18 protein-coding genes and 2 pseudogenes are annotated in these 24867 nt (G+C 45.1%); 10 read left to right on the top strand and 10 right to left on the bottom strand.

Annotated elements, in window-relative coordinates; all coding sequences use genetic code 11:
* The 3 genes and pseudogenes from ACTQ16_RS03300 to ACTQ16_RS03290 form a co-directional block, all read right to left on the bottom strand.
* A pseudogene (locus tag ACTQ16_RS03300) lies at positions 1–612 on the bottom strand (IS66 family transposase); the annotation flags it as partial.
* Between the two features lie 287 nt (positions 613–899).
* Positions 900–1598 (bottom strand): RNA-binding domain-containing protein, encoded by a 699-nt coding sequence (locus ACTQ16_RS03295; RefSeq protein WP_441936062.1) that lies wholly within the window; start codon positions 1596–1598, stop codon positions 900–902.
* Between the two features lie 42 nt (positions 1599–1640).
* Entirely contained in the window at positions 1641–2240 is a 600-nt protein-coding gene (locus ACTQ16_RS03290) for an HU family DNA-binding protein (protein WP_441936061.1), read from the bottom strand.
* A 460-nt stretch (positions 2241–2700) separates the two neighbouring features.
* Between ACTQ16_RS03290 and ACTQ16_RS03285 the strand changes: the two genes are divergently transcribed.
* The 6 genes and pseudogenes from ACTQ16_RS03285 to ACTQ16_RS03260 form a co-directional block, all read left to right on the top strand.
* Positions 2701–3957, top strand: a complete 1257-nt coding sequence (locus ACTQ16_RS03285; RefSeq protein ID WP_441936059.1) for an ATP-binding protein — start codon at positions 2701–2703, stop codon at positions 3955–3957.
* A 22-nt stretch (positions 3958–3979) separates the two neighbouring features.
* Positions 3980–4276, top strand: coding sequence for a thioredoxin (gene trxA, locus ACTQ16_RS03280; protein WP_006847073.1), 297 nt, complete (start codon positions 3980–3982; stop codon positions 4274–4276).
* A gap of 242 nt (positions 4277–4518) precedes the next feature.
* Entirely contained in the window at positions 4519–5784 is a 1266-nt protein-coding gene (locus ACTQ16_RS03275) for an ATP-binding protein (RefSeq protein WP_441936058.1), read from the top strand.
* A 24-nt stretch (positions 5785–5808) separates the two neighbouring features.
* Positions 5809–6594: a hypothetical protein gene (locus ACTQ16_RS03270; RefSeq protein ID WP_441936056.1), complete on the top strand. Its 786-nt coding sequence runs from the start codon at positions 5809–5811 to the stop codon at positions 6592–6594.
* Positions 6595–6605: 11 nt separating this feature from the next.
* On the top strand, positions 6606–9707 hold the full coding sequence (locus ACTQ16_RS03265; RefSeq protein WP_441936054.1) for a DEAD/DEAH box helicase family protein: 3102 nt from the start codon (positions 6606–6608) through the stop codon (positions 9705–9707).
* Between the two features lie 260 nt (positions 9708–9967).
* Positions 9968–10449 (top strand): annotated as a pseudogene (locus ACTQ16_RS03260) (virulence RhuM family protein); the annotation flags it as partial.
* Between the two features lie 257 nt (positions 10450–10706).
* Here the strand turns inward: ACTQ16_RS03260 and ACTQ16_RS03255 are convergent.
* The 4 genes from ACTQ16_RS03255 to ACTQ16_RS03240 all read right to left on the bottom strand — a co-directional run bounded on the left by ACTQ16_RS03255 (position 10707) and on the right by ACTQ16_RS03240 (position 15865).
* A complete protein-coding gene (locus ACTQ16_RS03255; protein WP_441217943.1) occupies positions 10707–11942 on the bottom strand; it encodes a hypothetical protein in 1236 nt (411 codons plus the stop codon).
* A gap of 44 nt (positions 11943–11986) precedes the next feature.
* Complete coding sequence (locus tag ACTQ16_RS03250) at positions 11987–12592, bottom strand: hypothetical protein (protein WP_441936052.1); 606 nt, start codon at positions 12590–12592, stop codon at positions 11987–11989.
* Complete coding sequence (locus ACTQ16_RS03245) at positions 12589–13098, bottom strand: RNA polymerase sigma factor (protein WP_153125471.1); 510 nt, start codon at positions 13096–13098, stop codon at positions 12589–12591. The genes ACTQ16_RS03250 and ACTQ16_RS03245 overlap by 4 nt, the downstream gene beginning before the upstream one ends.
* Before the next feature lie 229 nt (positions 13099–13327).
* The gene (locus ACTQ16_RS03240) at positions 13328–15865 is read right to left on the bottom strand and encodes a glycosyl hydrolase 115 family protein (protein WP_441936050.1); all 2538 of its coding nucleotides are present in this window, start codon (positions 15863–15865) and stop codon (positions 13328–13330) included.
* A 372-nt stretch (positions 15866–16237) separates the two neighbouring features.
* On the opposite strand from ACTQ16_RS03240, the gene dnaG reads away from it, so the two are divergent.
* The gene (gene dnaG / locus ACTQ16_RS03235; RefSeq protein ID WP_441936049.1) at positions 16238–18199 is read left to right on the top strand and encodes a DNA primase; all 1962 of its coding nucleotides are present in this window, start codon (positions 16238–16240) and stop codon (positions 18197–18199) included.
* A gap of 9 nt (positions 18200–18208) precedes the next feature.
* The gene (gene cls / locus ACTQ16_RS03230) at positions 18209–19633 is read left to right on the top strand and encodes a cardiolipin synthase (protein WP_441934383.1); all 1425 of its coding nucleotides are present in this window, start codon (positions 18209–18211) and stop codon (positions 19631–19633) included.
* Between the two features lie 165 nt (positions 19634–19798).
* On the opposite strand, the gene rsmD is transcribed toward cls, so the two are convergent.
* The 3 genes from rsmD to ACTQ16_RS03215 form a co-directional block, all read right to left on the bottom strand.
* Positions 19799–20329 (bottom strand): 16S rRNA (guanine(966)-N(2))-methyltransferase RsmD, encoded by a 531-nt coding sequence (gene rsmD, locus ACTQ16_RS03225; RefSeq protein ID WP_295346641.1) that lies wholly within the window; start codon positions 20327–20329, stop codon positions 19799–19801.
* A 115-nt stretch (positions 20330–20444) separates the two neighbouring features.
* A complete protein-coding gene (locus ACTQ16_RS03220; RefSeq protein ID WP_441936046.1) occupies positions 20445–21260 on the bottom strand; it encodes a DUF3822 family protein in 816 nt (271 codons plus the stop codon).
* 9 nt (positions 21261–21269) lie between these two features.
* A complete protein-coding gene (locus tag ACTQ16_RS03215; protein WP_294971207.1) occupies positions 21270–21752 on the bottom strand; it encodes a hypothetical protein in 483 nt (160 codons plus the stop codon).
* Positions 21753–21944: 192 nt separating this feature from the next.
* On the opposite strand from ACTQ16_RS03215, the gene ACTQ16_RS03210 reads away from it, so the two are divergent.
* Complete coding sequence (locus ACTQ16_RS03210) at positions 21945–23567, top strand: ATP-dependent DNA helicase (protein ID WP_441936044.1); 1623 nt, start codon at positions 21945–21947, stop codon at positions 23565–23567.
* Positions 23568–23752: 185 nt separating this feature from the next.
* Positions 23753–24865 carry a GDP-mannose 4,6-dehydratase gene (gene gmd / locus ACTQ16_RS03205; protein ID WP_294971213.1) on the top strand — a complete coding sequence of 371 codons (1113 nt, stop codon included), beginning with the start codon at positions 23753–23755 and terminating at the stop codon, positions 24863–24865.
* Positions 24866–24867: the final 2 nt, after the last annotated feature.

The following is a 24867-nucleotide window of genomic DNA, read 5'->3' as shown; positions in this document are numbered from 1 at the left end:
ATACTTGATACGACAGTTGGGAGCTTCGCAGTTGTTTACGCAACCGCATTCACAGACCTTCTCGTAATACTGTTCCTCGCAGGTCTCTACGACCACCTTGATATCAACAATCTGTGTCTTACGGATCTTCTGGCATGGTATATCAATCAAGAGCCGACCACAACATTTACAATAGACGGGTTCGTGCTTTACAATTACGTCTGGTTCTGCTATAGTCTGCAGTGTGTGACCCTTGTGGCCAGGCTGTCCACCGCTCGGCTTTCCGCTTGGCTTGCGAAGAGACTTTGTCCTGCGCAGCTCACGGGAAGCGATACTTTCTTGGGATGGAGGGATACTGCTGTTACTGCTGTTTTTCTCGGGCTTTCCTGGTGTACTTGATGTATCGTCATCAGCACCCTCGAGTTCCTTGATGCGCTTTTCAGCAACGGCTAGTTCAGCCTTTGTGGAAGCAAGTTCTGTCTTTAGATTATGTATCTCCACGTCCTTCTGGTTAATGACACGGTTGAGACGTCCGATCTCCTCTGTCTTCTCGGAGTCGGACTTCTCAAGTTTGCGCAGACGCTGGTTTATCTGGCGCAAAACAACATCTATGTCAGTACAGTCGCTTGCCATTTTTTGGTGCAAAGATAAGCATTTATCTCCACATGGCAAAATCACGATTTACATCCCTTAACGCAGACTTTTGACTTACGGGGAATGCAAAAACGCATCTCCTGGCAGATAATCTGTTGAAGGGAGATAATAGACAAAGGAGACATGTTGGAGGCATCATCGGAAAAGAACTCGTTAAATGAACTGTTTTAAACAGCCTACGTCCTCATCGACTCAATCATTAAAAAGTTTGTAATGATGAAGAAAATAAGCAAAATCAAGTTTATGCTTTATTAACGAGAAGTTTTCTATAGGGGTGCTGAGTAGTTACATATCTTGGCGATAATCGGGTTGCGAGGATTAGAATAGAGATGGTTGCCCAGTTGGGATATAGGCACAGGATAGCCACCTGCATTGAAGAATTCGACTCTGTCGGTGTAGATATGGATGCAGGAGTGAATGGTGCTGAAAGGGTCGAAGTGGGAGAGCATATTGACCAATGCCTCTCTCAGAATCTTGAATTGCGAGCGGTCTTCCACATTGAATCCCTCGTCGTTCATCATGAATGGAGTATCCACGATGAGGCGCAGTCTCCTAATCATAATCTGAAAATACTCCCAAAGGTTCTCTTGCTCTGGGATGCGATAGGTATAGCGAGTTCGTGCTTCTCTCACGCTTCTGCCAGGAATCTCCACCAAATCCATCCAGAAAAACCTGTGTCCATCTATATGATAAAGCATGCTCTTTGCATCAACAGCTTCATTGAACTTTTGGGAGCGCAAGGTGCCCTGAAAGTCTTGTTCCAACTTCTCTGCATTGTCAACTCCTGATATTTCAAACTTCTTGCCATTCTGCTTTATTCCAAGCACTATCCATCCGCCGGAAGTGTTGGCGAATGCACTTACGGTTTCCCATATATTCTTAGGGAGTTCGCTCTTGGCCTCCTTAGCCTCGAAGTCCTCCCATTCGATGTCGTTGATTCTGTCTATCAGCTCTTCCTTTGTCATAATAATGATGATTAAATTGAAATATAGAATTTCTTCCTCCCTTCACTTCAAGAAATAGATGGGAGCATGCTGGGTGCCTTCCTTTACCATGATACCTTTCTCGCAGAAATGGTTGAGCCACTTCTGAGCCATGTATGGAGTCAAGCCGAAGTGGATGCGCATGATGCGAGTGGTGATGTAGCGATTCTTTTGAAGATACTCCTTGATTTTCTCCAACATCTTTTCTTCGGAGTATTTTGTAGATTGGTTGGAATAACGAGAGCGGACAAAGTGGACGTTGCGCTGTACTTCCTCCATTAGCTTACCTTCTGGTCGGAAGTTGATGCCGGTGATGCGTACTTCCTTGCCCGTAATCTTCTTGTCTGGATTCTCCTCTGGCATCTCTAGGCTAGCCGACATGGAGAAGTAGCCTATCTCTGGGATATAAAAGCGGCGTCCCATGGAGAATTCTTCCACCAAAATGTCATGAAGCTCTGCCAACACCGCAGCCACATCTCCCTTGGTGAGTGAGCAGCGGCTCTGGATTTTCTCTTGCAGTTGCTTCTCGGTCATAGGTTCATGCTGCACGATACGAACGTATTGGCGCTTTTCTCCTGTGCCCTGGGCATTGTTGAGAGTGTAAATATCGTATTTCAGTTCCATATTTCTAGTTGTTTGATGGTTCGTTGTTTCCTATATTCTTTGTCTTCTATGAAAGATGATGCAAATATATGTAATAATGTGATAACTTGTATCTTTTGGTGTAAAATATTAGGTTTATTTATACATTGGTATATGTCATGTGATTATACGGCATTTGCCATCCGACCGTATGATAAGTGTCGTATAATCGCATGACAAATGTCACGCAATCGTAAGAAAGGATTCCTTGCATCGTTATGGTTGCTTCCTTGCATCATATAAGTTGTGGCATTGTTATCATCCATCTAACCCTTGCCAATTTCAAGAAATGCTCATTCTGAATGAGTGGTTTTGATTTGAACTACTCATTCTGAATGAGTAAAAATAATAGAAATTGCTCGTTCAGAATGAATAAAAAGGAGGATTTTCTTGGTATTTATCATAAAATATCGTATCTTTGCAGACGATTAAATGTTTGAACATGAAAGAGTTATTAAAGCAAATTATATTTGAGCAGCAGGAATACTGCAAGAATATAGCACAAGATACGGTTCCGAGAACTATTGAGGAAGAGTGGCTTACCACAACGGAGATACTAATTATTACTGGTATAAGACGTTGTGGAAAGTCTGTTTTGCTCCAGCAAATGCGCAGTAAATTGCCGGAGCAAGACTTCTTTTTCAATTTTGATGATGAGCGACTGGTCAACTTTACTGTGGCAGATTTCCAAACATTGCAAGAATGTTTCTTCGAACTCTTTGGTGAGCAGCATACCTATTATTTTGATGAGATACAGAATGTGAAGGGCTGGGAGACCTTTGTGCGCCGTCTCTACAACGAAGGCAATAAGGTGATTGTAACTGGATCAAATGCCCGAATGCTGAGTAGAGAGCTTGGCACTCATCTCACGGGGCGTTATATCGCAGTGGAGATTTTCCCTTTTTCCTTTCAAGAATACTTGCAGTTGGCAAAGGTGCAGCTGGAAGCCAAGGACTTTTATCTAACCAGCAAGCGTGCCATTCTCTTGGGGCATTTCAAGGAGTATTTGGAGAAAGGTGGATTTCCTAAGTATCTCCAGTCGTCATCCACTCGTTACCTCTCGTCACTCTACGATAGCATCATCTTCCGTGATGTGATGGCTCGTAATGGGTTGACCAATGATAAGGAGATGCAGGAACTCATCTTTTATCTCGCCAGCAATGCCACGAAGCGCATTACCTATACCTCACTGGGTAAGATAGTGGGCATTCGTCATTCCGAAACCGTCAAAAACTATTTGGAGTACATCGAGCAAACCTATATGATATTCCAGCTCATGAAGTATTCGCCATCGGTAAAGGTGCAGATGCTGAACCCTAAGAAAATCTACTTCATCGATAATGCCATTGTAAGTCGCATGGGCTTCAATGCCACAGATAATATGGGCGTGAAATTGGAGAATATGGTGTTTGTCGAATTAAAGCGTCGTGGGCATGATGTTTTTTATCATGCAGATAAGAAAGAATGTGACTTTGTGGTGAGGGAGGGCATGAAAATCAAGGAGGCTTATCAGGTAACGATAGCCATGAATGATGAGAAAACTCGCAAGCCAGAAATCGAGGGGCTGATGGAAGCCATGAATGCTTATGGCTTGGCTGAGGGATATATTCTTACGATGGAGGAGAAGGAAGAACTTGAGATAGATGGCAAGCAGGTTCATGTTCTTCCTACGTGGGAATGGATGTTGAGAGAGAAGTGAAATATTATAAAAAAGGTAATTTATGGAAACATTCAATGATGTAATATCTGGCAATCAACTGGTATTGGTTGATTTCTTTGCTACATGGTGCCAACCTTGCAAGATGATGCACCCTGTGTTGGAAGACTTGAAGAAGACGGTGGGCGACAAGCTTCGCATCATCAAGGTAGATGTAGATGCTCACAATGATGTGGCGGCACAGTATGGCATTCGCTCTGTGCCAACCTTGATGCTCTTCCGCAATGGCGAGGTGCTGTATCGGGAGAGTGGTGCGATGTCGAAGGCTGACTTGATGGCATTGCTCGATCCTTTTATATAAAGGAAGCATGACTTGTTGGTTGCCCATTCCGAATTTACTGCAAATTTACAGTAAATTCGGAATGGAATAAGCTCTTATGGGTAGATCTTTCTTTTATGGTAAAAGATGGAAAGATATCTTATTTATCTGATTTTCAGTGCTTGTTTAGTTAATAAATATTATAAAAATAACTTTGTCTTATCAAAAAGATTGTCCTATTCGGAATTTATTGTAAATTTGCAGTAAAATCGGAATAAATGATTATGGCAACGTATGTAAATAGACAGATTTATCTGCAAAAGCTGATTCATCGGCGAGACAATGGTGAGGTGAAAATCATAACGGGGACTCGTCGATGTGGTAAGTCGTGGCTTCTGAAAAAGGTTTATCATGACTATTTGGTGAGTCAAGGTGTACCTAAGAAAAACATAATCATGGTGTCTTTTGATGTGGATGAGGATATTACTGGGGAGGATTTGACCAATCCGATGGTTCTGAAACGCTATCTCTATTCCAAGATAATAGATGAAGATGCCAGCTATTATGTATTTCTTGATGAGATACAAATGGTAGAGGGATTTGAGCGTATTGTGAATGGCTTGAATGCTCATGACAATGTTGATGTCTATATCACAGGCAGTAACTCCAAGTTTCTTTCAAGTGACATCAATACGATTTTTCGAGGTCGTGGTGATGAGGTGAGAGTTTATCCTTTCTCCTTTAAGGAGTTCTGCACAGATAGGTCTGATTCTATTAACGAACTTTGGAAGGAATATTATACATACGGAGGAATGCCTGCTCTTTGTAATCATCCTACTCCTGAGCAGAAGGTGAGTTATCTTCAAAGGTTATGGCAAAAGACATACTTTGATGATGTGGTAGAGCGAAATGGTATCAAGAATCGTGTGGCTTTGGAGTGCTTGGTGGATTCCTTATGTTCTTCCATTGGATCGCTGACCAATCCGAGCAAGATACGTAATACTTTGGAGAGTGTGCAGCATGTAAAGCTTGATGCGGATACTGTGTCTTCCTATATTCAATGCTTGGAGAATGCTTTCCTCTTCGAGGGTGCTCGCCGCTATAATGTAAAAGGCAGGAAGTATTATGAGAGTATCAAGAAATATTATGTGGTGGATGTCGGCTTGCGTAATGCCCGACTGAATTTCCGGCAACAGGAGGTTACCCACATCATGGAGAATGTCATCTACAATGAGTTGCGTATCCGTGGCTATGTGGTGGATGTCGGTGTGGTGGAGAGTCGGGTGATGCGTGATGGCAAGAGTACCTACCAACAGTATGAGATAGACTTCATTGCCACGAATGGTCTCAACAAGTACTACATCCAGTCGGCATATTCTTTGCCAACGGAAGAGAAGCGTGAGCAGGAACTTGCCTCGCTGAAGAAGATAGACGATTCTTTCCGCAAGATAATCATTGTGGGCGATGACATTGCCACATATATGGATGATAATGGTTATGTCTTTATGGGGCTGTTCCAATTTCTTAAGAATGAGGATGTGATGGAGTAAAAAATCAATATAAATACATATATTTTGGAACAACTCCCTGTGGAATACAAAGAGTTGACCAAGGAGGTGGATGAGAAAAATCATACTACATTGCTGCTGCGCCATCTTACAACTTATACGGAGAAAAATCGTTGTGACTATTTCATTCATAAGGATTTGAAAGGCTTCCTTTTAAGAGAAATGGACTTTTATATCAAGAATGAGATTCTTGTGATAGATGACATAGATACAACTGATACAAAGAAGTTCTTGTCTCATTTGGCAGTTATTAAGGTGGTTAAGGCTGTTGGTAAAAGTATCATTACTTTGATGGCACAATTAGAGGAGTATCAAAAGAAGTTGTGGCTTAAGAAGAAAAAGGTGGCTTCGGCTGATTTTTTGGTCACTCTTGATCATATTCCTGCTTCTTTGTATGAGGAAATCGGACAGAATGACAAGCAGCGTGAGGAGTGGGTAAAGCTTTATGCAATAGATAAAGTGAAATTGGGAAAGGGTGAAATCCCAGGAATGAAAGCGGAATACTCAGTTCCGTTGACTCCGCAATTCTTGAAGGAAAATGAGACTTTGGTCGTGGATACTGCTTATTTCTCAAGTGAGTTTAAGCACAAGTTGCTTGCTTCCATTGATCATTTTGATGAGCAATGTAATGGTTTGATGATTAGTTCTGAGAATTTTCAAGCTCTCAATCTTTTGAGAGAGAAATTTGCAGAACAGGTGAAATGTGTCTATATAGATCCTCCTTATAATACAGGTGGTGACGATTTTGTATATAAGGACAATTACCAAGAGAGCAGTTGGCTTCCAACATGAAATCTCCCAACTTGGAAGGTTGGGATGAAGAGAACGTATCATACTATTGCCGAGTTCTTTGCAACCAGCTTGAGCGTTGGGCTGGCATGGTGAGGGTAGAGGATGTGTTGCGTTATGATAGACATATCTATGAATATACTTTGCAAATCAATGAATATCGACAAGATAAGGTAATTTGGAAATATTTTCAGTGGTTGGAGCTTCTTTTTACAGAAGTTTATTTGGATAAATACTTTTCTGACAGAGAAGGCTTGGTCAAGGATATCAATCGTTTTCGCAAGAATGATTTTCTGCAAAATAATGATTATTATACAGAGCCTTTTTTCAGGGAGATAACTGCAGAACAACTCAATAAAATCTCTGTCTGGTGTGCTACAGGCTCAGGTAAAACCTTGATGATGCATGTCAATATGCTCCAGTTGCGTTATTATGCCGACTTGCATGGCATGGTATATAATAACACATTGCTTATAACTCCGAAAGAAAGCCTCTCTGCCCAGCATGTAGGAGAGATGGAGCTAAGTGGTATTCAAGTACAGGTGTTTTCCAAAAAGGGAGGAGGACTGTATAAGGATCAGTATGTTCAAGTTACAGAAATCACAAAGCTTGCAGATGAAGATGGAGAATTGAAAGTTAATGTCGATTTTTTTGAGAAGAACAATCTTGTGTTCATAGATGAAGGACATCGTGGGGCAAGTGGTGATTCTTGGAAAAAACTTCGTGATAAACTAAGTGAGGCAGGATTTTGCTTTGAGTATTCTGCTACTTTCGGGCAAAGTATTGCTGCCGAAGGCAACAAGAAAAAGCGTAACGAATTGCTTTGGGAGTATGGTTTGGCTACATTATTCGACTATAGCTATAAGTATTTTTATGAAGACGGATATGGCAAGGACTTTGTGACCCGCAATGTGAAAGTTATGACAGATGCTGCGCAAGAATACCTATATATGTTGGGTGGTCTGTTGGGCTTTTATGAGCAATTGCGTCTTTATAATGACAAAAAGGAAGAGTTGATGTCTTTCAATATAGAAAAGCCAGCTGCCATATTTGTAGGTAACACTGTGAAAAGTGCAAAGTCAGAACTGAGTGATATTGTTAGATTGGTACAGTTCTTCCAGCAATTTACAACCGAAACAGATAAAACGATAGAAGGTATCAAAGCCCTGCTTCGTGGAGAGGATGGCTTGGTAGATGCAGAAGGTTATAGTATATATAAGGATGCCTTTGCTTATTTGCGAGAGTTGAACATGGATGCTTCCAAAGTTTATGGCGACATGATGACTTCTATATTCAACAGCAGTCTTTATGGAGTTCAACTTCATTTGGACCGCATAGCTGGTGTGGATGGAGAAATCGGTATGCGTATGGGCAATTCTTCTTATTTCGGAGTTATAAATGTTGGCAATCCTGCTGATGTCGTTAAGGCATGTGCTTCTTTTGTTCATACAGACGTGAGAGACTATAACAGAAGTTCGCTGTTTGAGAATATCAACAAGAAAAAATCTACGATAAACATATTGATTGGTGCGAAGAAATTTACAGAAGGTTGGTCTTCTTGGCGTGTGTCAACAATGTGCTTGCTGAATGTAGGACAGGGAGACGGATCGGAAATTATACAGTTGTTTGGTCGTGGAGTACGCTTGAAAGGCTATGGCTTTTCCTTGAAACGTACTTGCAAATTGGACAAGGGACAGTGTCCGGATGAGGTACCTGGGCATATTGGTATATTGGAAACTTTGAACATCTTTGGATTGAAAGCAGACTATATGGATGAGTTTAGTCGAATCATCAAGGATGAAGGTGTAGAAGTGAATGTACATGACAAGGTAAAGGTAGAGTTGCCTTTAATGCCTAATGTTGTTGACTTGGAGAAAAAACGCTTGAAGTATTTGTGTTTGAAGAAAGGTAAAAAATATATCAAAGATGTTCCGCTTTTGCGATTGGATATGGATGCAACTATTGCGGCAAGCCCCGTTGTGGTTGATCGCTATTCTCAGATAAAAACATTTTCTTCAAGTAAGTCTGAAAAAATAAGTCAGACAATTACAAAGGATGAGGCAAAACTTGGTGAAGAACAGTTGGCTCTAATTGATTGGACAAAATTGTACGTTGACTTGTGTGAATATAAGCGTCAGCGTGGAATGTATAATCTTACTATGCAACTGCAAACTTTGAAAGAAGTTGCTGCTAACACGTCATGGTACATATTGTATGTGCCAAAAAGTAGTTTGATTTGGGATGATTATCTGCGTGTTAGTTCAATGTGGCAAGAAATATTGACAACTTTGATGCAAGGATATATTGACAAGTATTACAAGAATCACAAGTCTATTTGGGTAAACCATAACTTGGAGACGGTTTCGCTAACAAGCGAGATGGCAGGTCTTGACGAAAAGGTATTAGTTCAGATAGACAAAGGTATGTATGATGATTTTAAGCAGACGCTCGAGCTGATAAAAAGCCAATTGGAGAATCGCTCCTTCGCTTCAACCATAAGAATTGGTTATGGCTTTCAGGCATTATACTTCTCTCGACATTTATATAGTCCATTGATGTACTACAACGGAAAACTGAAAGATGAAAATGGCAATCAGTTGATAGAAATATCTCCTGTAGCCTTAGTAGATAGTGAATTTGAGTTCGTGAACAAGTTGACCGAATATGTTAATTCAAAGCCGAAAGTGTTGGAAGATCATGAGGTGTATTTGTTGCGAAACCAAAGTAAAACTGGAGTTGGCTTTTTTGCAGAGGCTGGCTTCTATCCAGATTTCATCTTGTGGATAGTAAAAGGAAGACATCAGTATGTTTCATTTATAGATCCCCATGGATTGGGTCGAGCTAAAGGATTTGCAGATCCAAAAGTGCAACTGTTTCAGATGCTTCAACACGAAACAGAACCAGAAATAGGCGACAAGAATTTGTCGTTGAATAGCTTTATTCTTTCACCCACTCGTTTTGGCGAAGTCATGCGTTGGGGGCTTGTTGTTAAGCCTGAGGCTACAATAGAAGATGTAAAAAATATGTTTGTTGACCATCATGTTTATTTCATGAAAGAGGATGGGAGATATATAGATAAGATGATTCATGCAATATTGACATCTGGTATAGTTTAATAAAAGAGTACAAGATGAATAAAGACTAATTAAATATTCTAGACAGCGTCTGACAAATTCAAATATAATAATGTCTAAGCATAAGTCATACAAGAATATCATTTTTTGACTTAGATAATAACAAAGACGAAACAATGATGAATAATAATATAAAATGTCCAAAGTGCAATTCAGACAAAGTGCAGACAGAGGGTGTACTGCATCTTTGCTTGGATTGTGGCTATAAATGGGAGGACGCACCCCAAACTGATTTGGGAGAAATGATCATCTACCAATCTGATGATGGCGTGAAGCTTGATGTGAGATTGGAGAATAAGACGGTTTGGCTAAACCAAGATCAAATCGCCTCCTTGTTTAATAAGAGTAAGTCTACGATAGTAGAACATATAGCTAATATTTTTAAGGAGGGAGAACTTGATGAAAAAGTGGTTGTTCGGAAATTCCGAATAACCACTCTACATGGTGCTATGGCAGGAAAAAACCAAAGCAAAGAAGTGAAGTTCTATAACCTTGATGTTATCATATCTGTGGGCTATCGTGTAAAATCTATTCAAGGCACGCGTTTCCGTCAATGGGCTACAGAGCGACTGAATGAGTCCATCGTAAAAGGGTTTACGATGGACGATGAACGTCTGAAGAATCTTGGTGGTGGCAACTATTGGAAAGAATCGTGCAAAATAAGTTGCACTATGCTGCTCATGGGCATACAGCGGCAGAAGTTATCTATGAGCGTGCGGATGCCATCGGATGAGGCAGGCAGCTCTAGCTCTATCACCTTGTCCACAATGCGAGTGGTTATCGTAGGATAGTAAATGCTGTAGATGCTCTCTGGCTTTTCATTCATGTCGGCATTGAAATTTACCTCTATTGGGGATGCGCTAATTTGAAGCAAAAATGCCATCTCCATCAAAACTGATAGAGGTGGCATTGGGTTCTATGCAGTATGTCCTTTCTTACATCACATATGTATTAAATGAATGTGACTGAAAGTTGAGATTTTTATAATTTATTGTTCATATGCTTTTTGATAAAGCGACCCACATGATTCTCTTGTAGAGTTGTTGGGAGGGCTTTGAATATTTTCTTTTGATTCGAAGAACCTTTTATCAAATGCTGATAGAACAGATAGCAGATGATGCCAGGAGAATGGATATTGCTGAGTGCGTAAGCCGTATACTTGCGCTCGTCCCATCCATCATGGTTCTTGCTTTCCTCTTCCACCCACTGCTTATAGAAACTTGATCCTGTGAGGCTGTAGTAACCATTGTGTACGCTTAGCTCTGCTATCTCTCCTGGTACAAAAGGAATGTCTATCCATTCCGAGCAGATGGTTCCATCTTTCATCAGTGCTCTCACTCTTCCAATGGTAATGTCCTTCAGGTCGTGCTTGTATGAGAAGTTAGTGCCGTTGGTAGCCACAAGGATGGGTTCTACATACATATCTGTTTCGTCTTTGTAACAGATAAAATAGCCACGGTCCCAAAGTTCAGGGTCACGCTTGCCAATAATCTCAAAGTTGCCTTTCAGGTTGGTCTGAGCATCTTTAAGCATCTTGGTCAACTGCTCATTAGGCACTTCTTTTTCTTCTTTAGTCTCTTCTTTAGGAGCAGCCTTTTCGTTTATGGTGTCTTTTGGGATTATTAAATCGCCTGTAAATTGTGTGGCTTTATACGTTTGCTGGTTTATTTCATCTGCTACGTGATGCTTGTTTAAAGGAGCTTTTCCTTCTACGATGCTGATGTTTCCTTCATAGCCTTTTTCGTTAACCCAACCATTCTCTACGATATGGCCCCATTCTATGGCACAGACTCTGCGCATGCCAGAGTGACCCATTTGTTGGCGATTGATAAGGACGCTATATGCCGAGAAATTTCCAACCATAATAAGGTCGTTGCCTACAGATATGTCAAAGTTCATCCATGTTTTAAGTGGGTTGTTGTTTCCATCTACCATATAGTAAAAGTCAGTTACAGGCTGATTGCAATCTTTTTGAAAAGCCTTGTTGATTCTGTCTAGTTCCTTGAGAAACTTGTCTTTCTTGAGAGTTTTAAAGCGATATTTTTTCCAACTCCATTGTGCTGTGTCACCAACCTCATTTTTTGCTCCTGATTGATTCATGGTGAACGCCTTGTTGCTTACCAATTTCTCCAAAGCCTCTTTGAAATAAGACTTTTGTGCCTGTGCTCCCATTGATGAGAACATCATGAGTAATAAATATATGACATACTTTTTCATGTTCTTTGTTCTTTAATGTTTATACCTTATTATATATACTTTCTTTAGAGTTTTACGGTGATTCGCCGTATTTGTTGGCGGTCATCCTCACTTTGCACGGCATTGCTTGTAGTGGCTTGAGCTTCTGCTGTCTGCATTTTGAAAAGATGCTCTTCGGGCAAGGTTGACATAGGGAAGAGTACCGGACCTTTTTCTTCGGTGTCTGGCATGTCATCTCCAAACTCAGCTTTAGGGTTAGCCTCCCTTTTGGGAGCATTGAGCTTGGCGAAAGTCTTTTTCTTCTCGTATGTTCTGCTCTCTTCTGTGATGGCTTTTTCTGCTGTATTTTCCTTTGCTGCCGTCAAATTCTTTTCTTGCATCATAGCTTTTTGCATCGGCTGTGTAGCCTTTCTCACAGCCATTGTCGCATTGCCCGACGCAGAAGTGGTATCCTTGGGTGGTTGCAGGATGATAGCGATGATGCCAGTCACGCATGCTGCGCAAATCCATGGAAAGATACGCAAGGTGCGATGGCTGACCAAGCTCTTCCTTGCCTTCTCTATTACTTGTTGCTTGGTTTGGGAGGAGGCATGGAAATCACATTGAGGTTGGAGCAGTTGCTCTATATCCTCAAATCCTTTGTCATTATGGATGTTCATTTGATCTTTCATATATTTTTCTCCTTTCTGAGTCGTTGTTGGATATGTTGGATGGCATAGCGATAGCGAGATTTCACGGTAGCTTCTGGTATCTCCTCCAGTTCGGCTATCTCTCGGAACGTCAAGTTGTCGTAACATTTCATTCTTACGATTTCCGCTTGCTCCTGTGGAATATCTTCCAGCAGTTTTGATATTCTGAGAAATTCCTCGTGTATTTGTTTGTCACCATTGCTGTTAGGTATGCTTGCCGCTTCATTGATAGCTATGATTTGCGGACGATTTTTGCGCAAGTAGTCTCGGCATGCGTTGCTAACAGAGCGAATGATGTAGCGGTCCAACTCTTCCACTTGTTGCCCTTCTTTCAGTTTCTTGAAAGCTGCAAGCAGCACCTCTTGCACAATATCTTCTGCATCCTCACGTTGCCCGATTCGAATATAGGCAAAACGAAATAGCCAGTCTTGCCGATTGTCGACAAGACTCTCCAGTTGTTTTATGAGTTTTGGGTTGCCTATATTCATTCGTTTCTTGTTTTTATGTTTCTAACTTTACTCATATAAACGTATATTTCTCAAAAAAGATTTAAAAAATACTCTTTTTTTTCATTTATTTGTTACTATTGTGATTGTTTATGTAAAAATGAATGCTACGAAGTATGGAACATAAGAAGATAGTGATAGTTTGCGTAAAAAGAATAGGCACGCATCCTTTCGTGGGTGCGTGCCTATACCTTTTTATTATATGCTACTTTTAAATCACCTTGACACTCTTTTTTCCTTCTCTTCCATCAATCACGATTTTCTCGAAGACGATGGCTGGGTCGTTAGGAGTGAGGGTGAGGCTGTGGATGCCATCGGTAGTAGCCGGCAGTTCCAACTCTATCACTTGATCCACGATGCGAGTGGCTATCGTTGGATAATAGATATTGTAGATGTTCTCCGGCTTCTCGTTCAAATCTTTGTTGAAGTTAACCTCTACAGGAGAAGCACCATCTAAACTTACACCATAGGTTAAGCCGCCCTTGTTGAGATAATCCAAGGTTGATTTAGTAATCACATGAATGCGAACCTTCTGCTTGCCATTGGAAACAATGCTATTAAATGCCTTGTCATCCGAAGTTTTGACATCCGAAGTCTTGCTAACTTGCATCTTAAACTTGTAAGTGATGCTGGCTCCTTTTACACTCTTGGTATACGGCATCAGAGTCATTGCCGATACGCTTTTGCCCATGAATGGAATCTCTGTCCATTTTGCCTCGTCAGCATCCGTCTTGCTGCTGTAGTAAGGAGCTTCGATTTCTACCACGCCGCTGTTTTCGCTGATAATCACTCCATTCTTGGAGGTTACCCGGAAGAGCTCCGGACAGGTATCCTTTTCGAAGGCATCATTCCAACTCTTATAGCCGATGTGCTTCTGCGTCATCATGCCGTTCCACTTGCCGCCCGACATCTTGTGGTTGTAAACATCGCAGATGAGGGAATCGCGCTTGAAGAGGCGCTCGCATTCATCCGCCCAGATGTTCGCCTTCGGATTGTTCTGCTTGTAGAGAGCATGGTTCTGAGCCTGGGCAAAGTACATCTGATGCAGATTGCTCATCAGCTCGATAGGGAAGAGGATGATCTGGCGATAGGCATCGTGATAGGCTGCTGGCAGACTGTTGTACTGGCGCAGCGCATCAGCCTCGAGCTGGAGATACTGATTCACCACCTCCTGCCATTCGCCGTTCTCCAGACTGTAGGTGTTCTTGTCGAGCATCTCCGGAGTGCAGCGGCCGTTGTACTTGCAGATGAGGTTAAGAATGCGGGCTGCTTCATCGGCCTGCGATTCACCAAACTGCTGTGCGCACCAGTCGCGGGTATGACGGGTGATGTTGTTTACATCGTATTTACGTGGATTCCAAGCCATGTCCATAAACTGGCTGATAGGATATTCCATCGGTTTGAGGTCGCCCACATTGAGAATCCAGAGACGGTCGATGCCATTCTCGTAAGCAAGTGTCAACTGCTCCCAAGGATTCTGTACAGGAGTTACATTGAGCATCTTTGAGTTTCTTGGAGCACCTACGTAATCTACGTGATAGTATAAGCCCCAACCGCCTTTGTGCTTGCGTTCCTTGGCATTCGGCACACGGCGCACGTTACCCCAGTTGTCGTCGCAGAGCAGCAGGGTTACGTCGTCGGGAACCTTCATTCCCTTGTCGTAGTAATCCAGCACCTCTTTATATAGTGCCCAAACCTGCGGTGTTTCGCTGGCCTTCTTTCCCGTTACATCAGCGATGATCTTGCGCTGGTCGTTGATGATCTGGCTCATCAGCTTTGTATCAGCCTCTGCGCTCATCGCCTCGTCACCGTCGCCACGCATACCGATGGTCACGATCTGCTCGGTTCCCTTCATGCGCTCTATTCCCTCACGGAAGAACTTCTGCAGGTTAGCCTTGTTCTTCTGATAGTTCCAAGGTCCCCATCCCTTTCGGTTGCGGGCGTATTCCTGATGATTGCGTGCCATCGGCTCATGATGGGAGGTGCTCATCACCACGCCCATCTCATCGGCAGTCTTCTCGTTCTCCGCATCGTCGGCATAGAACGCCCAGCCCCACATGGCTGGCCACATCATGTTGCCCCTGAGGCGCAGCACCAGTTTGAAGACACGCTGATAGAAACGGTGGTCGCCATATCCGGTTCCGTAGGTGTTCTTTACCCATGACGTTAGGCAAGGTGCCTCATCGTTGAGGAAGATGCCGCGATAGCGCACGGCTGGTTCGCCATCTGTATAGATACCCTTGTTTACGAAAATAGAATCGTGGTGCTCTACAGGCACGTCTGCCCAGTCATACCAAGGCGATACGCCCATCTGCTGCGAGAGTTCGTAGATGCCGTAGATGGTGCCTCGGCGGTCGCTTCCGGCGATGATGAGCTGGTTGTCCACCACGGTGATGATGAATTTCTCGCGCTTGCCCTTGAGCAGATTTCCGTTGATGCGTTTCTGCTTGACGAGCTGGTCGATGGCAGCAGAATGTCCGATGGTTCCCACGAGGATGGTTGCCTTGCGGTTGGAGGTGATGGTGGCTTGGGAGCCGCTCACCTTGCTGATGTCCTTGACCAGGGCATTGGCAGCATAGCTCACGCCGCGGCAGTCGTTGGTGTCCATATAGATTTCTACCTTATCATTACCGTTGATGAGTAAGTCGCCCTGCTGGAAACTTACGAATCTCTCAGCTGCGCTCATGCTCATGGCTGAGAGGAGGGCAGCGGAAGCTAAAAATGCTTTCTTGATGTCATTAAGTCTCATACTTATTTAATTGTGTTTGTTGTTTGATAGCTGCAAAGGTAGGAATATTCTCCGGAAAGTTCTTTATTAGATGTCCCCTTTACTTTATTATTTGTTTCATTTTGGCTTTCCATGCGGTTTCTGTACGTCTTTTCCCCTAAATGTTTTGTGTTTTCAGAGAAAAGTATTAATTTTGCAACGTAAAAAACAGAACTGTCGCATATCAGGAAGTTAAAGGAGTTAAGGAAGTTAAGGAGTTAAGACGTATGTCTTGCAGCTTATAAACTACGCAAAAAAGACTATTGTCTTAACTCCTCAGCGACCGTAGGGAGCGATAACTCCTTTAACTTCTTTAATTCCTGAACTTGCGAAACTTGAATAAGATAGAAAAATATGATAGACAAACCGACCATAGCCCGTATTATGGACTCCACCAAGATAGAAGAGGTGGTGTCTGAATTCGTGACGCTGAAAAAGCGCGGCATCAACTATATCGGCTTGTGTCCTTTCCATAACGATTCCCATCCGTCGTTCTCCGTTTCGCCTACCCGTGGCATCTGCCACTGCTTTACCTGCGGCAAGGGTGGAAACGCCGTCAACTTCCTGATGGAGCTGGAGCAGATGAGCTATCCCGATGCGCTCCGCTGGCTCGCCAAGAAATATAACATCGAGATTCAGGAACGCGAGATGACCAACGAGGAGAAGCAGAGAGAGAGCGAACGCGAATCCATGTATATCGTGAACGATTGGGCTGCGAAGTATTTCCAGGACATTCTGCAGAACGACGTGGACGGAAGGGCCATCGGAATGCAGTATTTCCGCAGCCGTGGATTCCGTGACGACATCATCCGGAAGTTCCAACTGGGATTCGCCCTGCCACAGCGCACGGCTCTCTTTGACGAGGCTGTGAAGAAGGGATACAACCCGAAATATCTCACCGCCACCGGACTCTGCTTCAAGGTGGACAAGGACGAGGCTGGCAACAGGAGCGGACTGGACCAGTACCTGGACCGATTCTCCGGCCGTGCCATCTTCCCGTGGACGAGCGTGAGTGGAAAGATCGTGGCATTCGGAGGACGCGTGCTGGACTCCCGGACCAAGGGCGTGAACCAGAAATACGTCAATTCGCCCGACAGCGAAATCTACCATAAGGAACGGGAGCTCTACGGACTGTATCAGGCAAAGAAAGCCATCGCCAAGGAAGACTGCGTCTACATGGTGGAGGGCTATACGGACGTCATCTCCATGCACCAGTGCGGCATTGAGAACGTGGTGGCAAACTCGGGAACAGCCCTGAGCATCCATCAGATAAGACTGCTCCACCGATTCACCAGCAACATCGTATTGCTCTACGACGGCGATGCTGCGGGCGTGCATGCGGCGCTGCGAGGAACCGACATGCTGCTGGAAGAGGAGATGAACGTGAAGGTGCTCCTCCTGCCCGAAGGCGACGACCCGGATAGCTTTGCCCGCAACCATACGGCAGAAGACTTCAGAAAATATATTGAAGACCATCAGGTAGACTTCATCCAGTTCAAGACCGACATTTCGCTCAGGGGTGTCACTGACCCCGTGAAGCGCAGCCAGGCAATCAATTCCATTGTAGAGAGCATCTCGAAAATCAAGAATCAGATTACCCGTGCAGCCTACATCACCGACTGTGCCCATCGCCTGGGCGTGAACGAGGCTATCATCGTCAACGCCCTGAACAACTTCGTGCGCAACGGAATGAGCGAGCAGGTGAAGGCTGAGCGCAGAGCTGCCGGACTCAGAGAACCGGTGGCCGGAACACCCCAGCCGGGACTGCTGCAGGGGATGAGGGGAACCTCGCCGCTGGACAAGCTGCTAGAGGTGGAAGACCTGCTGGTGAAGCTGATTATCCATTATGGCGACAAGATCATCACGGTGAAGGATGTGGACGAAAACGAGGTGCAGCTGCCCGTGGCTCAATACATCAGCCTGGATATGGGCGGCGACGGATTCAAGTTTCACAAGGACTTGTATAATCAGATTCTGCAGGAGGCTCTGGATCATCTCGATGAGGAGGGATTCGTGGCAGAGACCTATTTCACTACCCATTCCAATCCGGAAATCAGTCGCATTGCCGGAATGCCTTTGGGCGAACAGGAGATTGCCACGGCCAGTCTGCAGCTGAAACTGAGTCCGGAGAAGCTGCGCCAGTATGTGTTCAAGGACCTGCTCAGCTTCCGCACGCATTACATCGCCCAGCGCATCATTGAAGTGCAGCAGGAGTTTGCCAAGAACCCGACCAACCGCGAGCTGCTGCAGGAGTTTGTGAAACTCAAGCAGATGAATGCACTTGTGGCAAGTCAGACGAACTCAGTATTTAATTAGAATAAGGATATGGTTTATTTCCATTGGATTTATCTGTTGCTCTATGTCGCAATCATGATTCCTGCGATCATCCGCGTCTTGCTCGACAACCGACAGCCGGCGAAGACGATGGCTTGGATTCTCGTGCTCGCCTTCATGCCGTTCGTGGGAATCATCTTCTATATCTTCTTCGGACAGAACACCCGGAAGGAGCGTCACATCAGCGACCGGAGCATGGACCAGCTGACCAAGCGCTCGATGCTGGAATTCGTAGAGCAGGAGAACCTGCACCTGCCTGCCAACAACAAGCCGCTGATGAATCTCTTCACCAACCAGAACTGGGCGTTCCCGTTCAAGGACAACAGGGTGGACATCTTTACCGATGGTTATGAATTCATCTGTTCCTTATTATATAATATAGGTAAGGCTCAGCATCACATCCACCTGGATACTTACATCTTCGAGGACGATGCACTGGGCTATCTGGTGGCTGATGCGCTGATAGACAAGGCGGAGCAGGGAGTGGAAATAAGAGTGATTTATGACGACGTGGGCTGCTGGAAGGTGAAGGACGCCTTCTTCGAAAGGATGAGAGATACGGGCATTGACGTGCACGCCTTCATGCCCGTGCGCTTCCCGGCTTTTACCAGCAAGGTGAACTATCGCAACCACCGCAAGCTGTGCGTGATTGACGGCAAGGTGGGATTCATCGGGGGCATGAACATTGCCAAGAGATATGTGAAGGGAACGGGAAAGCAACCATGGCGAGATACGCATCTTCGCATCCAGGGTGGCGGTGTCTATGCGCTGCAGCGTGCATTCCTCATCGACTGGTATTTCGTGGACCGCACGCTGATTACCAACCGCGTCTATTATCCTCCGGTGGATATTCATATCAACAACAGCTGTCTGGTCCAGGTTGTGACGAGCAGTCCTATTGCTCCATGGCCCGACATCATGCAGGGCTATGTGCGCATCCTGCTCCAGGCGCAGAAGTATGTGTATATGGAGACTCCTTATTTCCTGCCAACCGAACCGGTATTGTTTGCGATGAGAACGGCGGCATTGGCGGGAGTGGACATCAGGTTGATGATTCCCCGCAAGGCAGATGCGAAGCTGGTGGAATGGGCTTCGCGTTCGTATGTGATGGAAGCGATAGAGGCTGGAGTGAAGGTTTATCTCTATATGGGTGGTTTCAACCACAGCAAGCTGCTGGTGAGTGATGATAATCTCTGCACGGTGGGAAGTACGAATATCGACTTCCGCAGTTTCGAGAATAATTTCGAGGCGAATGCCTTTTTCTATGATGAGGAAATGGCGCAGCGCATCAAGGCGATTTATCTGAAGGATGAATCGCAGAGCATCCTGGTGGATGATGTTTCCTATTTCGTGAAGCGCCCGTTCATGAAGCGATTGTTCGAAAGCATCGTCAGATTGCTTTCGCCGCTGCTGTGATTAGGCACGGATTTTTATTTAAGAATGGATTTTTATTTAAGAATGGATTTATTTAGGCACGGATTACACGGATTACACGGAGTTATGAGCTAAATTCAATATCCCGAATTTATAATCTCATACAAAATCCTTGTAATCCTTGTAATCCGTGCCTAAAATTTGCTTTTATCTGAATATCGAGAAATTGACGCTTCCATAGCTTCTGTGCTCCACGAATCGGGGATGCTCGGAAAAATCATAATTCTTGCCATGTTCGAAAACGAAGATTCCATCTTCGTTCAGCAGGTCGCCATTCAGTACGAGGTCTGGAATCTCCGGGAGTTTCTCCAGCGCGTATGGCGGATCGGCAAAGATGAAATCAAACTTCTGCTTGCAGGTCTTCAGGAAGCGGAACACATCGCCACGAATCAGAAGATCCTTGTCTTCGCCCAGCTTCTTGAAACACTCGCGGATGAAGTTGGCGTGGTCGCGGTCTGCCTCTACGCTGATGACGCGCTGGCAACCTCGGGAAACGAGTTCCAGCGAGATGCTGCCCGTACCGGCAAAGAGGTCGAGGGCGGTTGCATCCTCAAAATCGATGTAACCCTGCAAAACATTAAAGATATTCTCCTTTGCAAAATCTGTTGTAGGGCGCGCCTTGAACGAACGTGGAATGTCGAAATGGCGACCCTTATATTGTCCTGTTATGATTCTCATATTTTTACTTTGAACTTATTACTTTGAACTTTGAACTTTATGATTAGCTATGCTGTTGAATTGGTTTTCCCTTCGGCCGCCGAACGCTGTTTCTTCACTTTTCGTTCTTTACTCTTCACTTACTCAAGTACAGTGCCAGCAAGTCGAAAGGCATTCCCTTGATTTCCGTGATAGGGGCACGGTTGAATTCGGCGGCAGGATTCAGGAGGAAAGTCTTCCTGATGTAAAGCTTACTGTTATAAAGGAACCAGTCCTTGTCAGGAACTTCGCCCGAAACGTGTAGCTCGTCCTGCATCTGATCCAATCCCAGCTGCTTCCATACGTAGAGGATGAAATAGAGCGCATCCTTGGCATGAGCCGCATTGAACGAATTGAAGAACTTGAAGCGGTTCTTGTCGAAACAGAAGAGGTCCAGCTTCTTGTCGTGGAAATAGGCATAGAGCTTGCGGTGAATGCCCGTGAAACTGCGCTGATGCAGATAGTGCCACATCGGCTGCATGATAGGAGTGAAGCGCACATCCCGGAAATTATCCTCCACCACCATCTTGAAATCCTTGTTGATAGGGAACACAGCCACTACGTTGAGAGCCGGCTGAACACGGTAGAGAATGGCGTCGGAATGATGACCGTCAAAGGCGTGCTGATAGAGCACGTCAAGGTCTTCTTCATGAAATTCCTCTATCGGAACCAGCAGGATTGGAGTGTCGATGTAGACTCGCACCTTCTGGTAACCACGTTGCAGGAGATCGCTTTCCTTGAAAGCCTGACGCAAGTTGGCTGCCATGGAAACGCCGCTCTTCACGGTGTAAGGCTCGTAAATGACCTGATGCTCAGCTTCGCGGTCAACTACCGAAAAGCTGAGTGTGTTCTTGCTCACTCTTATCGTGAGGCGTGCCTGAAGTGTTTTATTGCCTGTTAGCTGCATGATCATCTTGTTGTTTTACCAGTTGCCTGCGTTGTTATTATCTGTTGTTATGTCGCCAATCTTCAGTCCCGGATATTCTCCGGCATAGTTGGCCTGCTCGGTGATTTCCTGAATGGCGTTTTCGTCCAGCCCGTCGAGGAAATCTTCATAGGCGGCTCCGCATTCCATGAGCGGAATCTGCTTGCCGCTCTTACTGACAATCGTGGTAGCGGCGAGCGAGAATTTCTTGCCGTCGGAGTAGGGGATGAAGGAATCGGCAGCCTTCAGATACTTGCCCTTGACGAGGGTATTGAAGTCGCCCGTATACACCCCATGCTTGTCCTTGTACTTCTCTTCCGCTTCCCGGATGATCATCAGCCTGGCTTTCACCTCTGCCTCTCTGCCCTTCATCCGTTTCTGGAAGATGAGGGGCTGGCAGATGCTGAGTACGCAGAGGGTCATCATGACGATGACGCATGCTCCCAGGACCGCATTATTGTTTATTTTCCTTAATTTCATTCTCATTTCAAAAAGTATTATTACTTTTGCATTTGCATTTGCTTCTGCAAAGATACTGCAAGCGAGCGCAAAGAAAGCTTGCTTTCAAATTGCCGAGTGCAGCTTTTGCTTCTGCAAAGATACAGCAAAACCGAGACAACACAAAATATTTGGTGTTGAAATTATTAAATATTAATTATAAATTATACATTCATGATTGTAGATGAACTAAAATATAAGATATTGGAGCAGTTTGGCTTTCCGCCAACTCCCGAACAGGCGAATGCGCTGGATGTCTTCGCCCGCTTCATGACCGATCGCAATCCTCATGCTGTGATGATATTGCGGGGTAGTGCGGGTACGGGTAAGACTTCGCTTTCGGGTGCCATCGTCCGCACGATGAAGGCCATCGGTCAGAAGGTGATGCTCCTGGCTCCTACGGGCAGGGCTGCCAAGGTCTTCTCCCTGAGCAGCGGTTCGCCTGCCTTCACCATCCATCGCCGCATCTATCGCGAGAAAGCATTTTCGGGCGTTGACGGCCAGTTCAATCTCAACGACAATCTCTATACGGATACGCTCTTCATGGTGGATGAGGCTTCGATGATTTCCAATCTGGGACTGGGTGGAACTACTTTCGGAAGTGGCTGTCTGCTGGATGATCTGGTTCATTTCGTTTATCAGGGTCATAACGACCGCCTGATGCTGATAGGCGACAAGGCGCAGTTGCCACCTATCTGCGAGGAGGAATCGCCTGCCCTTCATGCTGCCATGCTCGAAGGTTACGGCTTGTCGGTTTATGAATGCGACTTGAACGAGGTGCTCCGCCAGAGTGAACAGTCGGGCATTCTGTATAATGCCACGATGATTCGTCAGATGATTACGCACGATGACATTACGCAGCTTCCGAAAATCCATTTCTCCGGATTCTCCGACATCCAGCAGATGCCTGGAGCCGAACTCATAGAGGCGCTTGCCGACAGTTATCATCATGTGGGTCTGGACGACACCATCGTCGTGACTCGCAGTAACAAGCGTGCCAACATCTTCAACCAGGGCATTCGCAATATGGTGCTTGACAGGGATGAGGAACTTTCGCAGGGCGACATCCTCATGATTGTGAAAAACAATTATTACTGGATGGAAGAGGAGAGGAAGAAAGTAAGTGAAGAACGAAGAGTGAAGAGTGAAGAAACAGCGTTCGGCGGCCGAAGGGAAAGTCAATTCAATGGTTTAGCTAATCATAACGTTCCAAGTTCCAAGTTCCAAGTTCCAAGTAAAGAAGTTCAAAGTAATCATAAAGTTCCAAGTTCCAAGTTCCAAGTTCAAAGTAACGAAGTTCAAAGTAAAGAACTTCCTGCTTTTCTTGCGAATGGCGACCGTGCCAAGGTCTTGCGGGTTCGTCGCCGCATCGACCTTTACGGTTTCCGTTTTGCCACGCTTCTGCTGCAGTTCCCCGATTATGACAATTACGAGCTGGAGGCAACGGTGCTGCTGGATACTTTGACGAGCGAGGCGCCAGCCTTGACCCATGAGCAGCAGGAGCAGCTCTTCCGTCAGATAGAAGAAGATTATCAGGATATTCCGCTCAAGGCGGATCGGATGAAGGCGATTCGCCAGGACCAGTTCTTCAATGCCCTGCAGGTGAAGTTTGCCTATGCCGTGACCTGCCATAAGGCGCAGGGCGGACAGTGGGCGCATGTTTATGTGGATCAGGGTTACATGACGGACGACATGCTCACGCCCGATTATATCCACTGGCTCTACACCGCCTTCACCCGTGCCACCGAGAAGTTGTATCTGGTCAACTGGCCGGAGACGCAAACCGCTACTTCTTAGTTTCAAATTGGTTCAATATCAGCGATTTCGGCAAATAAACATCAGAATATTTGTTGGTTTGAAAAAATAATCGTACTTTTGCATCCGGGTAAATATGAAGTGTGTTCCGCACGCCATGAAAGGGCGTGTGGGGTTTTTATGCAAAGGTATAAAAAATTTATTAATTTATCATATATAAAAAATAAATGGAAAAAAGAAAAGTAGCTTTAATCACGGGTATTACAGGTCAGGATGGCTCTTATTTGGCAGAGTTGCTGCTGAGTAAGGGGTATGATGTTCACGGAACTATCCGACGTTCATCTACCGACTATCGCGAGCGCATCGCTCATCTGGAAGGTACCCCAAATTTCCATCTTCATTATGCCGACCTCGGTGACTCCATGAGTATCATCCAGGTGATGAACAAGGTGAAACCTACAGAGGTTTACAACCTTGCGGCACAGAGCCATGTACAGGTAAGTTTCGACTCTCCGGAGTTTACTGCCGATGTAGACGCAACGGGCGTTCTCCGCATCCTGGAGGCTATCCGCCAGTGTGGTTTGTCAGAAACCTGCCGCATGTATCAGGCTTCTACCTCCGAGCTTTACGGTAAGGTAGAAGAGGTCCCACAGAACGAGAACACTCCGTTCCACCCTTATTCTCCATACGCTGTTGCCAAGCAGTATGGCTTCTGGATTGTCAAGGAATATCGTGAGGCTTACAACATGTTCTGCTGCTCAGGTATTCTCTTCAACCATGAGAGTGAGCGCCGTGGCGAGACTTTCGTTACCCGCAAGATTACGCTGGCTGCAGCCCGTATCAAGCAGGGCAAGCAGAGCAAGCTCTATCTCGGTAACCTGGATTCTCTCCGCGACTGGGGTTATGCTAAGGATTACGTAGAGTGCATGTGGCTGATTCTCCAGGCAGAGAAGCCAGAGGATTTCGTCATTGCTACCGGTAAGCAGCACTCTGTCCGTGAGTTCGCCCAGCTGGCTTTCCACTATGTTGGAATCGAACTGAAGTGGGAAGGCAAGAATGAGAACGAGAAGGGTATCTGCGTTGAGGGTCCTGAGGAACTCATCGGCAAGACACTCGTTGAGGTTTCTCCTGACTTCTATCGTCCTACCGACGTGGTGAACCTCTGGGGTGACCCAACAAAGGCTAAGGCTAAGCTCAACTGGAATCCTAATTCTACCTCTTTCGAGGATCTCGTCAAGATCATGGTAGAGAGCGATATGGCGAAGGTGGCTGCCGAGGATGCTGGCGAGAAGGTTCGCTGCAACCTCGTGGAATACTTGGAAAAGGGAATTGTTAGGTAATT

The sequence above is a fragment of the Prevotella sp. LCP21S3_D2 genome (assembly GCF_052118345.1).
GTDB lineage: Bacteria > Bacteroidota > Bacteroidia > Bacteroidales > Bacteroidaceae > Prevotella.
This window is presented reverse-complemented; position numbering and strand designations above follow the sequence as displayed.

Excerpts from the sequence above, each read along its gene's own strand:
- ACTQ16_RS03220 (WP_441936046.1), bottom strand. The coding sequence starts at position 21,260 with ATGATCATGCAGCTAACAGGCAATAAAACACTTCAGGCACGCCTCACG.
- ACTQ16_RS03215 (WP_294971207.1), bottom strand. The coding sequence starts at position 21,752 with ATGAAATTAAGGAAAATAAACAATAATGCGGTCCTGGGAGCATGCGTC.
- ACTQ16_RS03245 (WP_153125471.1), bottom strand. The coding sequence starts at position 13,098 with ATGAATATAGGCAACCCAAAACTCATAAAACAACTGGAGAGTCTTGTC.
- dnaG (WP_441936049.1), top strand. The coding sequence starts at position 16,238 with ATGATAGACAAACCGACCATAGCCCGTATTATGGACTCCACCAAGATA.
- gmd (WP_294971213.1), top strand. The coding sequence starts at position 23,753 with ATGGAAAAAAGAAAAGTAGCTTTAATCACGGGTATTACAGGTCAGGAT.
- ACTQ16_RS03275 (WP_441936058.1), top strand. The coding sequence starts at position 4,519 with ATGGCAACGTATGTAAATAGACAGATTTATCTGCAAAAGCTGATTCAT.
- ACTQ16_RS03240 (WP_441936050.1), bottom strand. The coding sequence starts at position 15,865 with ATGAGACTTAATGACATCAAGAAAGCATTTTTAGCTTCCGCTGCCCTC.
- trxA (WP_006847073.1), top strand. The coding sequence starts at position 3,980 with ATGGAAACATTCAATGATGTAATATCTGGCAATCAACTGGTATTGGTT.
- ACTQ16_RS03285 (WP_441936059.1), top strand. The coding sequence starts at position 2,701 with ATGAAAGAGTTATTAAAGCAAATTATATTTGAGCAGCAGGAATACTGC.
- rsmD (WP_295346641.1), bottom strand. The coding sequence starts at position 20,329 with ATGAGAATCATAACAGGACAATATAAGGGTCGCCATTTCGACATTCCA.
- cls (WP_441934383.1), top strand. The coding sequence starts at position 18,209 with ATGGTTTATTTCCATTGGATTTATCTGTTGCTCTATGTCGCAATCATG.
- ACTQ16_RS03250 (WP_441936052.1), bottom strand. The coding sequence starts at position 12,592 with ATGAAAGATCAAATGAACATCCATAATGACAAAGGATTTGAGGATATA.
- ACTQ16_RS03290 (WP_441936061.1), bottom strand. The coding sequence starts at position 2,240 with ATGGAACTGAAATACGATATTTACACTCTCAACAATGCCCAGGGCACA.
- ACTQ16_RS03295 (WP_441936062.1), bottom strand. The coding sequence starts at position 1,598 with ATGACAAAGGAAGAGCTGATAGACAGAATCAACGACATCGAATGGGAG.
- ACTQ16_RS03210 (WP_441936044.1), top strand. The coding sequence starts at position 21,945 with ATGATTGTAGATGAACTAAAATATAAGATATTGGAGCAGTTTGGCTTT.
- ACTQ16_RS03255 (WP_441217943.1), bottom strand. The coding sequence starts at position 11,942 with ATGAAAAAGTATGTCATATATTTATTACTCATGATGTTCTCATCAATG.